The 12,485-nt window shown below is 61.8% G+C and carries 12 protein-coding genes; 8 read left to right on the top strand and 4 right to left on the bottom strand.

Translation table 11 applies throughout. The features are described from left to right. Window positions 1-106: 106 nt before the first annotated feature. Both hrpB and WBP53_RS09525 read right to left on the bottom strand, forming a co-directional pair. Entirely contained in the window at window positions 107-2,638 is a 2,532-nt protein-coding gene (gene hrpB, locus WBP53_RS09530) for an ATP-dependent helicase HrpB (RefSeq protein WP_423928285.1), read from the bottom strand. 79 nt (window positions 2,639-2,717) lie between these two features. Beyond that, a complete protein-coding gene (locus tag WBP53_RS09525) occupies window positions 2,718-3,896 on the bottom strand; it encodes a hypothetical protein (RefSeq protein ID WP_423928283.1) in 1,179 nt (392 codons plus the stop codon). Window positions 3,897-4,042: 146 nt separating this feature from the next. Between WBP53_RS09525 and WBP53_RS09520 the strand changes: the two genes are divergently transcribed. Continuing rightward, window positions 4,043-4,828 carry a TatD family hydrolase gene (locus tag WBP53_RS09520; RefSeq protein WP_423928281.1) on the top strand — a complete coding sequence of 262 codons (786 nt, stop codon included), beginning with the start codon at window positions 4,043-4,045 and terminating at the stop codon, window positions 4,826-4,828. Between the two features lie 182 nt (window positions 4,829-5,010). Here the strand turns inward: WBP53_RS09520 and WBP53_RS09515 are convergent, their stop codons facing one another. Continuing rightward, on the bottom strand, window positions 5,011-5,793 hold the full coding sequence (locus WBP53_RS09515) for an ABC transporter permease (protein WP_423928279.1): 783 nt from the start codon (window positions 5,791-5,793) through the stop codon (window positions 5,011-5,013). After that, window positions 5,790-6,725, bottom strand: a complete 936-nt coding sequence (locus WBP53_RS09510; protein WP_423928277.1) for an ABC transporter ATP-binding protein — start codon at window positions 6,723-6,725, stop codon at window positions 5,790-5,792. The genes WBP53_RS09515 and WBP53_RS09510 overlap by 4 nt, the downstream gene beginning before the upstream one ends. 82 nt (window positions 6,726-6,807) lie before the next feature. On the opposite strand from WBP53_RS09510, the gene WBP53_RS09505 reads away from it, so the two are divergent. The 7 genes from WBP53_RS09505 to WBP53_RS09475 all read left to right on the top strand — a co-directional run bounded on the left by WBP53_RS09505 (window position 6,808) and on the right by WBP53_RS09475 (window position 12,376). Then, window positions 6,808-7,560: an FAD-binding oxidoreductase gene (locus WBP53_RS09505; protein ID WP_423928275.1), complete on the top strand. Its 753-nt coding sequence runs from the start codon at window positions 6,808-6,810 to the stop codon at window positions 7,558-7,560. Between the two features lie 292 nt (window positions 7,561-7,852). Further along, window positions 7,853-8,260 carry a hypothetical protein gene (locus WBP53_RS09500; protein ID WP_423928273.1) on the top strand — a complete coding sequence of 136 codons (408 nt, stop codon included), beginning with the start codon at window positions 7,853-7,855 and terminating at the stop codon, window positions 8,258-8,260. Continuing rightward, window positions 8,257-8,451 carry a helix-turn-helix transcriptional regulator gene (locus WBP53_RS09495; RefSeq protein WP_423928272.1) on the top strand — a complete coding sequence of 65 codons (195 nt, stop codon included), beginning with the start codon at window positions 8,257-8,259 and terminating at the stop codon, window positions 8,449-8,451. Before WBP53_RS09500 ends, WBP53_RS09495 begins: the two co-directional genes overlap by 4 nt. A 15-nt stretch (window positions 8,452-8,466) precedes the next feature. After that, window positions 8,467-8,880, top strand: coding sequence for a hypothetical protein (locus tag WBP53_RS09490; RefSeq protein WP_423928270.1), 414 nt, complete (start codon window positions 8,467-8,469; stop codon window positions 8,878-8,880). Between the two features lie 51 nt (window positions 8,881-8,931). Further along, window positions 8,932-10,473 carry an alpha/beta hydrolase gene (locus WBP53_RS09485; protein ID WP_423928268.1) on the top strand — a complete coding sequence of 514 codons (1,542 nt, stop codon included), beginning with the start codon at window positions 8,932-8,934 and terminating at the stop codon, window positions 10,471-10,473. Beyond that, complete coding sequence (locus WBP53_RS09480) at window positions 10,470-11,204, top strand: ATP-binding cassette domain-containing protein (protein ID WP_423928266.1); 735 nt, start codon at window positions 10,470-10,472, stop codon at window positions 11,202-11,204. The genes WBP53_RS09485 and WBP53_RS09480 overlap by 4 nt, the downstream gene beginning before the upstream one ends. Then, window positions 11,201-12,376, top strand: a complete 1,176-nt coding sequence (locus WBP53_RS09475; RefSeq protein ID WP_423928264.1) for an ABC transporter permease — start codon at window positions 11,201-11,203, stop codon at window positions 12,374-12,376. Before WBP53_RS09480 ends, WBP53_RS09475 begins: the two co-directional genes overlap by 4 nt. Window positions 12,377-12,485: the final 109 nt, after the last annotated feature.

Genomic DNA, 12,485 nt, shown 5'->3' with positions numbered 1-12,485 from the left:
AGCGATGACCAGCCATGCGGCTGTTGTGAAGCGTTTCCCGCCTTCGCGGGAATGACGAGCGTTAAGTCAATGCCATTCCACTCCGACCCTGTTACCCGCGCTTGGTTCATCTGCGCGGCTTGGCCCGGTGTGTCGCGACCGCCGTCCAGGGGTCTTCCGGCCATGGATGTTTCGGGTAGCGGCCCTTGAGCTCCTTCTTCACTTCCGGGTAGGTGCGCTCCCAGAATCCGTGTAAATCCCGGGTCACCTGGATAGGTCGCCCGGCCGGCGATAGCAGGTGCAAGGTCAGTGCGATTCGACCCTTGGCGATGCGTGGCGTGTCGGTCAGGCCGAACAGCTCCTGCAGCTTGACCGCAAGGATCGGTCCCGTATCGGAATAGTCGATGCGTCGATGCATGCCGCTGGGCACGCTGATCGTCACCGGTGCGTGTTCATCGAGCAGGCGACGCGTCGCGTAGTCGAGTTGCGCGGATAGCGCATCGGAGAGCGCCTCGGCGCGCAATGTGTCGAGTCGGCGCTTGTCCGCGAGCGCGGGTGCCAGCCACAGTTCGAGTGTGTCCAGCAGCTGCGCATCGGAAAAATCGGGCAGTCCGGCATCCGGCAGGGCGCCACGCAGGAATTCCACGCGCTGGCGAAGTTCGCGCGCAGGTTCGCTCCACGGCAATGCACCCAGCCCCAGTTCGCGCACGGCAGCAATCAATGCGGGCACGGCATCTTCAGGCCGCGCCGGCACACCGCGCCGGTTCAGCACGATGCCAGCGAAGCAGCGCTCCTCGAATGCTTCAACCGCGCGGGTGTCGCGGTTCCAGCGCAGGCTGCGCCGTTCGAAGAATGATTGGGGAAACTCGCGTTCAAGCAGGGCTTCGTCAAACGGTGCGGCGGCCAGTATCAGGCTGTCACGCTCCTCGTAGCGCAAGTCGATGACGACCAGCCACGGCTCGCCAAACAGGCTGCTCTCCTCGAGAAGGCGCGCGCCGCGTCCGTTGGCAAGCTGGTAGCGACGCGGATTGACCGGATCCTGACGTGCGATGCGGTCGGGAAAGGCGTGCATGAGCAGATCGCCTGCAGCGGTCAGGCTGACCGTGTTCGCAGGTGATGCAGATGTCCTGGCTCGGCGGCGCCAGGCATCAGCCGATTGGATGATTGCAGACAGGCTGGAACGGTCGGCACCAAGCTCACGACTGGTTTGCCCATCGCGATTGCGCCAGGCGTCCAGGGCACGCAGGCGAAGCCTGAAATCGTCATCACGCGAGGTAAGGCCGCGCAACGGATTGCGCGCCTCGACCAAGGCAACCAGATCACAGGCCAGCCCCGCTACGGCGTCGCTCGCACGCAGCACGGCAGCCGCCAGCCGCGGATGCGTGCCGAACGCCAGCAGGCGGCGACCGAAACCATTGATAGCTCCGTCGGACTCCACTGCTCCCAGAGCGACCAGCAGATCGTGTGCCTGCGCCGTGGCACCGGTGGGTGGAGTGTCCAGCCAGTCGAGTGCCGATGAACCCCATGCCTTCAGCTCAAGCAGCAACTGGGACAGTTCGACCTGGGCAATCTCGGGCGTGCGCGATGGATCCAGGCGTCGACTCTGCGGCCACAGGCGATAGGCAACGCCGGGCCCGACTCGTCCTGCGCGACCGGCGCGCTGGTCAGCCGAAGCTTGTGAAATGTTGATCGTTTGCAGGCGCGAAAACCCCGAGCTCGCATCGAAGCGCGGTTCACGCGCGAGGCCGGCATCGATCACCGAACGAATGCCGGGCAGGGTCAGGCTGGATTCGGCGACATTGGTCGCCAGCACCACGCGACGCGTGCCCGCTTTCGCCGCTGCCAGAGCCGCGTGCTGGTCAGCCAGACTCAGCTCGCCATGCAGGGGCAGGATCTCGGCGCTGATATCCGCAAGTACCGCACGCGCCTGCTCGATCTCGCGCCGGCCGGGCAGGAACACCAGCACGTCGCCTTCCTGATCAGCCATGGCCTGCGTGACGACGCGTCGCAGATGCGAGGTCCAGCCGCGTTCGGGCCAGGCCTCGCCACTGCGTGCAGGCGGGTGTTCGATGCGCACCGGGAAACTGCGACCGGCACTGCTCAGGCGCGGCGCGTCGAACCAGCGTGCGATGCGTTCGCCGTCCAGAGTCGCGGACATGATCACCAGGCGCAGGTCGGGGCGCAGGTTGGCCTGCACATCCAGCGCAAGCGCGGCACCGAGATCCCCGTGCAGATGACGCTCGTGGAATTCGTCGAACAGGATCGCTCCGATGCCGGGCAATTCGGGATCGGCCTGCAGCAGGCGTGTGAGGATACCTTCGGTGATCACCTCGATGCGTGTTGCCGAGGAGGTCTTCGACTCGTGGCGGATGCGGTAGCCGACCGTTTCACCGACGCGTTCACCACGTGACGCGGCCATGAACTCGGCCGCAGCACGCGCGGCGATCCGACGCGGCTCGAGCATGAGGATGCGCTTGTCGCCCAGCCACGCGGCATCAAGAAGGGCCGGTGGTACCTGGGTGGTCTTGCCAGCGCCGGGCGGTGCCTCGAGCACGAGCCTTGGATGCGCGACCAGCGACTCACACAGGGCCGGCAGGACTTCTTCGATCGGAAACGAGACTGGGGGCAAGACGATTCGGTGCTTCAGGTCAGGCCTCATCATCGCCGATTCGGGCGATTGAAATGAAAACGGCGCGAACAAGTCGCGCCGTTTTCTTCGAATTCTCGAAGCCGTGGGCTTACTCGCAGGGCAGGCCGTTCAGGCTGGCCAGGCGTATCCAGTTGCGTGTGCCGCTGCCTTGCGGCACGAACGCCGGCAGGCCCGGGTTGGAAGCGTACTGCAGCGTCATGCTGTTGCAGTCCGGGAAACTCACCGTCGCCGTACCCCAAATCGTTGGCGGATCAGCCGCGCCGGCATTGCCGCCGAGGCCGCCACCGGTCACGTAGGCCATCGGCGAGGTCGCCACCTTGGCGCCGCGCGCGATATCGACCTGGCCAGTCAGCCAGAACGGAAGTCCGCTTGGATCATAGGCCGACCAGGTGAAGTTGAGTACGAACTTGTCAATTTCACCCGTTCGCTGGAACACCTGCATGACGATGCCTTCGCCGCTCGCAGCCGGGTCGTAGTAGGCCGTGGCCAGATAGCCCGAAATCGGCAGATTCTGGAACGCGGCCGGATAGGTGGCGTTGTTCGGGTCGTAGAGCGGGATATTGTTGATGAAGAAAAGGTTGTTGTTCAGTTCGAAGTTGTTGAACTGGACACTGAAGGGCAGGTTGTAATCAAAATAGTCCGCATTGATGCCGACATAGTTCTCAAGCACATATGTGGTGCTGTAGAGAATCGGCTCATCTGGCAGGACGTCGCTGACAACGGTGTTGGGTTCTAGCGCAACCCGGGGAAGCTGGGTGTAGCCCGGCGCGCTCTGCTTGATATTCACGCCAGGGAACAACGGATAGATTTCATCGTCGCCCTCATACTGAGCTTGGCGCTCAATCCGCATAAGGGTTGCCGAGTTGAAAAAAGTTGAACTGCTGCAGGCAACGCGCCAGATCCGAATCGTCACGCCCTCAAGAACAAATGATCCATCATTGGAATTGTAGGCAGCAAGATTGGCGATTGTGCTGTACACAGGACCGCTGGTCACATCCGGAAGCGGATCTGCCAGGCAGCTCGGAGGATAGGTGTTGTAGGGATTCGGCGTAGGCAGCGAAGGGGTCGCCGAATTGACCGCAGCTACAGCCTTTGGCGCAGCCGCTTCAGCGCGCCTTGCCAACAATGATTGCCGCTCCAACTGTGCCGCACTGACCCGCGCGGCTCGATCCGGATCATTGACCGCTTGAAGTCGGGTTTCGGCGAACGCGGATACGGCTGTTGTTGCCAAAACGGCGGCCATAAGTAAACGCACAGGTGATTTCATCGCGGCACTCCAGCGTAGATGGGATTTGTCGCGTCGAGTCTCGCAGTGACGCGGTGAATTGGCAATGAACCTTGTCTTTCAAACCGTGATCTGGGCGGATCGGGAGCCAGTCTGCATAATGGAGGTTCTACCCGCGCAGGCCTCCCATGCAACTGATTGATATTGGCGCCAACCTGACCCACGAATCGTTCCGACCGGATTTCGACCAGGTCCTCGGGCGCGCGCAAGCCCATGGCGTCGCCCAGATGGTCGTGACCGGCGCCAGTGCGCCTGGCAGCCGCATGGCGCTGTCCCTGGCCCAGTCGCATCCGGTGCTGCTGTTCGCCACCGCTGGCGTGCATCCGCACCATGCGGTCGACTACGACGATGCCACCGACGCACTGCTGCGTGAGCTGGTTCAGTCCGAACACGTGAAAGCGGTCGGCGAGACCGGCCTCGACTATCACCGCAACTATTCGCCACAGGCAGTCCAGATCGAGGCATTCGAGCGCCAGCTGGAGATCGCGGCAAGCTGCGGCAAGCCGCTGTTCCTGCACCAGCGTGATGCGCATGCCGATTTCATGGCCGTGATGAAGGCCTTCGACGGACGCCTCGGCAAGGTCGTCGTGCATTGCTTCACCGGCACCCGCGAGGAGATGGTCGACTATCTCGACGCCGGCTGGCATATCGGCATCACGGGCTGGCTCTGCGACGAACGCCGCGGCACCCACTTGCGCGAACTCGTGCGCGAGATCCCGGCCGATCGCCTCATGATAGAAACCGACTCACCCTACCTGCTGCCACGCACGGTCACGCCCAAACCCTCACACCGCCGCAACGAACCGATGTACCTCAGGCATATCGTCGAGGAACTCGCGCGCGATCGCGGTGAGGATGTTGAAGTGACGGCAGCGAACGCGACCGCGACGAGCCGGGCTTTCTTCGGGATCTAGCAAAGGTCTGTTGCGTCTCGGCCGTCGGTGGAAGCCGCGATGCCCGTTCCCGTCATGCTGGAGATGTTGGGGTTCGCAAGCTCACCACCAACCTGCAATTCCGCAGCATTTCGATTCACCGCAGGTTGGTGGCGAGCGAACGTGAACCCCAACAGAAATCTCCTCGAAACCGACCGCGAACCTCAGCTCCGCAAACCAATCCCGCGCTTGAGCAGCCACAGTCCGAGCGCACCGAGCACGACGACAAACCCGATCATCAGCGCAAACGCGATCCAGACCGGGATATCGCTGGTGCCGAGCAGGCCGTAGCGGAACGCATTGACCATGTAGAACACCGGGTTGGCGTGGGTCATGACCTGAGCCCAGTCCGGCAGCATCTTGACCGAATAGAACACGCCGCCGAGGTAGGTCAACGGGGTCAGGATGAAGGTCGGCACGATGGCAACGTCGTCGAACTTTTTTGCATAGACCGCGTTGACGAAGCCGGCCAGCGAGAAGATCGTCGCGCCGAGCAACACCGTGGCAATCGTGATCAGCGGATGCGGAATGCGCACGTCGGTAAACAGCATCGCGATGCAGAAAACGATGATGCCGACCAGCACGCCGCGCAGCACCGCGCCGGCGACGTAGCCGCCGAGGATGACCCAGTTCGGCATTGGGCTGACCAGCATCTCCTCGATGTGGCGGCCGAACTTGGCGCCGAAGAAACTGGATGAAATATTGCCGTAGCTGTTCTGGATGATCGACATCATGACCAGGCCGGGCACGATGAAATCCATGTAGTCGTAGCCGCCCATGTCGCCGATTCGGCTGCCGATCAGGCTGCCGAAAATCAGGAAATAGAGCGTCATCGTGATCGCCGGCGGGACCAGGGTCTGGCCCCAGATGCGCAGGATGCGCATGACTTCGCGGCGCGCGATGGTGAATAGCGCGACGAGATTCGGATGTGCCGATGGGTTACTCATGTCGCCGTCTCCTTGCCACCGGTCAGGCGCACGAACAATTCTTCGAGGCGATTGGTCTTGGTGCGCATCGAGCGCACGCGGATACCGGCTGCATCAAGACTGGCGAATACGCCGTTGAGGTCGCGCGCACGCGGCATTTCAAGTTCCAGCGTGTGGCTGTCATCGGCGCGGATCGTGACCCCATCTATGCCTGGCAACTGCGCAGGCAGATCACCGTCAATATCGAGTATGAAGCCCTCGACATCGAGTTTGGCCAGCAGGGTCTTCATCGGCCCGTTCTCGATGATGCGCCCACCATCGATGATGGCCAGATTGCGGCAAAGGCTTTCGGCTTCCTCGAGGTAGTGCGTGGTCAGTATCACCGTGGTGCCGGCCGCGTTGACTTCCTTGAGGGTGCGCCACATGCCGCGCCGGATCTCGATGTCGACACCTGCGGTGGGCTCATCGAGAATCAGCAGGCGCGGCCGCGTCATCATCGCGCGGGCAATCATCAGGCGCCGTTTCATGCCGCCCGACAACGTGCGTGACATGGTGTGTGCCTTGTCCCAGAGCTGGGCGCGGCGCAACTCCTCTTCGGCACGCACCTTGGCTTCCGCGCGTGGAATGCCATAGAAGCCGGCATAGTTGCAGAGGATGTCGAAGGGCTTCTCGAAGAAGTTGAAATTGACTTCCTGCGGGACCAGGCCGAGCAGGCGCATGGCCGCCTCGCGGTCTTTGGCGATGTCGACGCCGAATACCTTGACCGAACCCGAGCTGGCATTGACCAGTGAGCTGACCACGCCGATCAGGGTCGACTTGCCGGCGCCATTGGGGCCGAGCAGGGCGAAAAAATCACCGGGTTGCACGCACAGCGAAACGCCCTTGAGGGCTTCGACGCCACCGGCGTAGATCTTGCGCAGCTCGTGGATTTCGAGCGCGGGAGGTGTGCTCATGGGGAATTTCAGGCTTGATTGGGCGAGGAGGCGGATCTGGCCCTGATAGTATAGCGGGCTACTTCCAGTACCCAAGTTCGCCGTGGCCATCATTCAATTTCCGCTTCGCCTGGTCTCCGCCCACATGATCGCCCCGGCCGTGCGCCACATGGCATTCGAGCGAGCCGATGGCGAGCCATTCGCCTTCATCCCGGGTCAGTTCATCCAGATCCACTTCAACTATGACGACGGCAAGCCGACCAAACGCAGCTATTCGGTGGGTACGGTCGGCCATGGTGACAGCACGCCGATCAGCCAGATCGAAATCGCCGTGTCCTATGTCGATGGTGGTGCGGCCACGGCCTTGCTCGGCAATCTCGCGGTTGGAGAGACTGTCGATGCCAGCGGCCCCTATGGTCGCTTCTGCCTGATGGACGCCGATACCAATTCGCGCTACGTGCTGGTTGCGACCGGCACCGGGGTGACGCCGTATCGCGCCATGCTGCCGCTGATCGCAAAACTCGTGCAGAGCCGTGGTTGCACCTTCGAGCTGGTCTACGGCGCACGCAATGATGCGGATCTGCTTTATGGCGAAGAGTTCTGCGCCTTCGCCGAGGCCACGCCCGGATTTCGCTTCCACCCCTGCTTCAGTCGCGAACCGCGTGCAGTACCGAGAGCCGGTGATGTCCGTGGTCGCGTGCAGGTGGCGCTCGAAGCGCTAAAGCCCAGCATCGAGAACGATATCGTCTATCTGTGCGGCAACCCGGACATGGTCGATCAGAGCTTCGCAACCCTGAAGGAAGCCGGCCTGCCGGTACCGCATATCCGCCGCGAGAAGTACATCTCGTCGCGTTGAGTGGGGCATCCAGGGTAGTGCACGGGTGCGGCGCAAGTGTTTATCCGGCCGCCGAAGAACTTCCATCATTCGTGGTGCACCTTCTTAGCGTCGTAGGAAGCGGCTTCAGCCGCGGTGCCTTTTCTCGAGATGCGTTTTCATCGGACATCAGGAACAGGAGCATCGCGGCTGAAGCCGCTTCCTACGGAAAGGCCGAACAGCGCGGCGCTTCCAGATCAATGTAAAGCGCCCTTGACATTCGACCGGGAGAACCTTTACGCTTGTGTCAAGCTTACTTGACACCGATTGGCTCATGAATTCAGCCCCTGAACAAACCCGAAACCTGCGCGGTTGCCTGATCTCCAGCCTGGCCTACCTGGCCACGACCGCGCTCAGCGTCTGGCTACTCAAGCAACCGCTGGCCGATGCATCTACCCTGATCCGCGCGGGGGTCAGCCTGTTGCCAGTGATTGCGATCGGATTCTCGATTCGTGAAGTCCTGCGACTGGTCCGGTCCGGCGATGAGCTGCAACGTCGAATCGATCTTGAAGCGCTGGCGGTCGCCGCTATCACGGTCGGACTGGGGTGCCTGACCCTGTCCCTGCTGGTCGGGGCCAATGTGCTCGCCGTGCAGGGCAAGACCGTGCTGATCTGGATCCTGCCGGCACTGTCGGTGGTCTACGTGCTGGCACGTATCCTGGCCCAGGCACGTTATCGATGAAAAACCGCGTGCGTGAATTGCGCAGCGCCAGCGGCTGGTCGCAAGCTGAACTGGCAGCGCAGCTGACGGTGTCGCGCCAGACCATCAATGCGATCGAAACCGGCAAGTACGACCCGAGTCTTCCTCTTGCGTTCGCGATTGCGCGCCTGTTCGGCGAGGCAATCGAAGCAATTTTCACCCCTGATCCTTGATACGGACCCTGTGCAATGACCTTGTGGAAACGCTATCTGATCGACATGGGGCCGGCGACGGTCTTCTATATCGGCAGTGTCATCGTTGCCTTGTTACTGGGCAAGTCGCTCGAGCCTGGCCTGATGCGCACTCTATGCGCCTTGTTGCCGATGCCTTCAATCCTGTTCATGGCCCATGCCGAGCTCAAGCGATTGCGACGTCGCGATGAGCTGCGTCAACGCATCGAACTGGAGGCCATGACGATCGCGTTCTCGATTTCGATTTGTGCGATCACGATGCTGGCCATCTTCGAGCTGCTCGCCGGTGTTGTCATCAGCATGCCAGCCGCCAGTATCTTGATGGTGGCCAGCTGGATTGGCGCGCAGCTGTGGACGCGCTTTCGCTACCAGTATTGGTGGCAGCAGGGCGAGAACGCTGATGAAGCCTGAGCGCAGTCCGCATACAAACCCTTGCCACATGAACCCGATGCTGGAAAAACGATGAAAAAAAGCCACCAGATTTCCCTCGTTGCCGCGCTTGTCGTGCTCATGCTGGGCTATTCGAAAATGCGTGGAGATTCGGTCTCGGATGCTGCACCGACTTCGACGCGCGGGGACTATCTTGTCCCGGCCCTTGCCGAGACCATCCGCTTCGGCAGCCTGGAATTCAAATCCTGCCAGCTGGCGCGCAAGCACTCGGCTGCGACCACCGAAGCGTATTGCGCGCCTTTCGAGGTGCCGGAGAATCGAGCGGATCCGGCCAGCCGCACGATTTCGCTGCGCCTTGCCCTGATCACGGCACCCGCGGCAGCCGATGATGATTTTATCGTCTTCCTCGCCGGCGGACCTGGGCAATCCGCCGTGGACAGCTGGCCGCAAATCGCGCCAGCGCTGGCATCGGCGCGCAAGCATCGCCATGTGCTGTTGCTCGATCAGCGCGGTACTGGCGAGTCGAACGCGCTGGAATGCAAGGCGCTCGGTGACGAAGAGGCGATGCTGGAATTCAATCTGCAGCGCATGGCCGAGCTGACCCGCGCGTGTGCCACCGAAGTCAGCACGCATGCTGATCCGCGCTACTACACGACCACCGAAGCAGTGGCTGATCTCGAGGAGCTGCGTCAGGCACTTGGCGCACCGCGTTTCGACCTTGTGGGTGTCTCCTATGGCACCCGAGTCGCCCAGCACTATCTGAAGCGCCATGCCGATGGCGTGCGCAGCGTCGTTCTCGACAGCGTCGTTCCGAACGAACTCGCGCTCGGTGGTGACTTCGCAGGCAATCTGGATGCGGCCTTGAAGGCGCAGTTTGCGAATTGCGCAGCCAGCGCGGCCTGTGTTGCGGCCTTTCCTGATCCGCACGCGGACATGATGCGATTGCATGAGCAGTTGCGCGAACAGCCGCGCGAAGTGCGCTATCCGGATCCGGTCAGCTTCGAACCGCGCACGGCACGCCTCGATGCATTCGGCCTGGCCGGCTTGATTCGCCTGTTCGCATACTCGCCTGAAACAGCCGCGCTGATTCCACATACGGTGGCCCAGGCACTCACCGGAAACGATGCAGCGCTGATGGGCCAGATGGCTGTCATCGGGCAAGGTGTAGAAGAACTGGCCGGCAGCGGCATGCAGCTTTCAGTGGTCTGCGCCGAAGATGCAGATCGGCTGGTTGCCGATGAAGGTTTCGCCGATACCCTGCTTGGCAACCAGATGGTCGAAGTGATGCGGACGCAATGCGCGATCTGGCCGCATGGCGAGCGCCCGGCCGACTTCAATGAACCGGCAAGCGGCGATACCCCGGTGCTCGTCCTCGAAGGCGAACTCGATCCTGTGACGCCGCCGCGTTATGGCGAACAGGTGATTGCGAATCTCGACAAGGCGAGGCTCATCGTCGCCAGGGGACAGGGCCATAACGTGATCGGGCGCGGCTGCCTGCCGAAACTGGTCAGTGAATTCATGGATACGCTGGACCCTGCGGCGCTCGACGCCGCCTGCGTCGACGAGCTCGGTCCGATACCCCACTTCATCGATTTCAACGGAGCAGCGCCATGATTGAACTCAAGGATCTGCACAAGGCATTCGGCGTCGTGAAGGCAGTCGACGGGGTGTCCTTCACTGCGCGTGACGGCGAGATCACCGGATTGCTCGGGCCGAACGGTGCCGGCAAGACCACGACCTTGCGCATGCTCTACACCTTGATGAAGCCCGATAGCGGCGAGGTCATGGTCGATGGAATCGATGCTGCTGTCGATCCGATTGCGGTGCGCCGCCGACTCGGCGTGCTGCCCGATGCACGTGGTCTCTACAAGCGCCTGAGTTCACGCGAGAACATCGAATACTTTGGGCGACTTCAAGGCATGGACGAGGCACTTATCCGCTCGCGCTGCGATGCCCTGATCGAGGCACTGGACATGGGCGAAATTGCCGAGCGCCGCACCGAAGGCTTTTCCCAGGGCCAGCGGGTAAAGACCGCCATCGCACGTGCCCTGATTCACGATCCGAAGAACTGCATTCTCGACGAGCCAACCAATGGCCTTGACGTGATGGCAACCCGTGCCATGCGCGACTTCCTGCGTCGTCTCAAGGACGAGGGCCGTTGCGTGCTGTTCTCCAGCCACATCATGCAGGAGGTCGGTGCGCTGTGTGATCGCATCGTCGTCATTGCCCATGGCCGGGTAGTCGCCGATGCCTCGCCCGAGGAACTGCGCGAACTGGCGGGCACACCCAATCTCGAAGATGCCTTCGTCAAGGTCATCGGCTCCGCAGAAGGACTCGCAGCATGAAATCCATACTGACTGTTTTCTGGAAGGAAGTGCGCGAGAACATTCGCGATCGGCGCACCGTGCTCAATACGCTGGTGACCGGTCCGCTGATGGCACCGCTGATCTTTGTCCTGCTGATCAACGGCATTGTTTCGCGCGAACTCGACAAGGCCGAGAAGCCGCTGCCGGTACCCGTGATCGGCGCCGAGCAGGCACCCAACCTGATTGATGCGCTGAAACAGAACGGCATCATCATCGAAGATGCCATTGATGATCCCGAACGTGCGGTGCGCGAGCAGGAAGTCGATCTCGTGCTTCGCATTCCGGATTCCTATGGTGAGGCCTGGAGCAAGGGCGAGCCGGCTCAGGTCGAGCTGATCTACGACGAATCACAGCGTGATGCGCAGGGATCGGTAGCCCGATTGCGCGCGATCATCGATGGCTATGCCCAGCGCACCTCGACCATGCGCGTGCTGGCGCGCGGGCTGTCCCCATCGATCATGCGACCGATCGTGGTGGCCAATCGTGACCAGTCCACGGCCCAGGCGCGAGGCGGCATGATGTTCTCGATGCTGCCGTACTTCTTCATTCTGGGTGCCTTCATTGGTGGTATGGCGCTGGCCATCGACACCACGGCCGGCGAGCGTGAGCGCCAGTCGCTGGAACCATTGTTTGCCAATCCGGTTGCGCGTTCGAAGATCCTGCTCGGAAAGCTCGGTGCAACCGGCGCGTTTGCACTGACCACCTTGTTGCTCAGCATCGTCGCGTTCTCATTCGCAGGCCAGTTCATGCCGACCGAGAAACTCGGCATGACACTCTCGATCGGTCCACATTTCGCCTTGCTGACCCTTCTGACGATGTTTCCGCTCGTATTCCTGATCTCCTCGTTGCAGACCCTGGCTGCGGCTTTCGCCAAGACCTTCCGCGAAGCGCAGACCTACCTGTCACTGCTGATGTTCGTGCCGGCCGTACCAACCCTGCTGATGTCGGTATTCCCGTTCAAGACCGAAACCTGGATGTATGCCGTGCCCCTGGTCGGCCAGCAAGTCACGATCACGCGCCTGATGCGCGGCGAATTCGTGGCGGGTTCCGAGATCGCCCTGTGCGTCGCCTGCACCTCGCTGGCCGCCATCGTGGTCTATTTCATCACCGCGCGAATCTACAACGGCGAACGCCTGGCCATTTCGACCTGAGGATTGAGTTCCTGCAGGAAGCGGCTTCAGCCGCGATGCACTTTTCGTGTCGCTCCGGCGCTCAATGGCCCAACGGTCATACAAGGCATCGCGGCTGAAGCCGCTTCCT

The sequence above is a fragment of the Dokdonella sp. genome (assembly GCF_049593775.1).
In the GTDB taxonomy this organism is placed as follows: Bacteria; Pseudomonadota; Gammaproteobacteria; order Xanthomonadales; family Rhodanobacteraceae; genus Dokdonella.
This window is presented reverse-complemented; position numbering and strand designations above follow the sequence as displayed.

Coding starts and splice junctions, on each gene's coding strand:
- WBP53_RS09500 (WP_423928273.1), top strand. CDS start 7,853: ATGAATTCAGCCCCTGAACAAACCCGAAACCTGCGCGGTTGCCTGATC.
- WBP53_RS09520 (WP_423928281.1), top strand. CDS start 4,043: ATGCAACTGATTGATATTGGCGCCAACCTGACCCACGAATCGTTCCGA.
- WBP53_RS09515 (WP_423928279.1), bottom strand. CDS start 5,793: ATGAGTAACCCATCGGCACATCCGAATCTCGTCGCGCTATTCACCATC.
- WBP53_RS09495 (WP_423928272.1), top strand. CDS start 8,257: ATGAAAAACCGCGTGCGTGAATTGCGCAGCGCCAGCGGCTGGTCGCAA.
- WBP53_RS09475 (WP_423928264.1), top strand. CDS start 11,201: ATGAAATCCATACTGACTGTTTTCTGGAAGGAAGTGCGCGAGAACATT.
- WBP53_RS09490 (WP_423928270.1), top strand. CDS start 8,467: ATGACCTTGTGGAAACGCTATCTGATCGACATGGGGCCGGCGACGGTC.
- WBP53_RS09485 (WP_423928268.1), top strand. CDS start 8,932: ATGAAAAAAAGCCACCAGATTTCCCTCGTTGCCGCGCTTGTCGTGCTC.
- WBP53_RS09525 (WP_423928283.1), bottom strand. CDS start 3,896: ATGAAATCACCTGTGCGTTTACTTATGGCCGCCGTTTTGGCAACAACA.
- WBP53_RS09510 (WP_423928277.1), bottom strand. CDS start 6,725: ATGAGCACACCTCCCGCGCTCGAAATCCACGAGCTGCGCAAGATCTAC.
- hrpB (WP_423928285.1), bottom strand. CDS start 2,638: ATGAGGCCTGACCTGAAGCACCGAATCGTCTTGCCCCCAGTCTCGTTT.
- WBP53_RS09480 (WP_423928266.1), top strand. CDS start 10,470: ATGATTGAACTCAAGGATCTGCACAAGGCATTCGGCGTCGTGAAGGCA.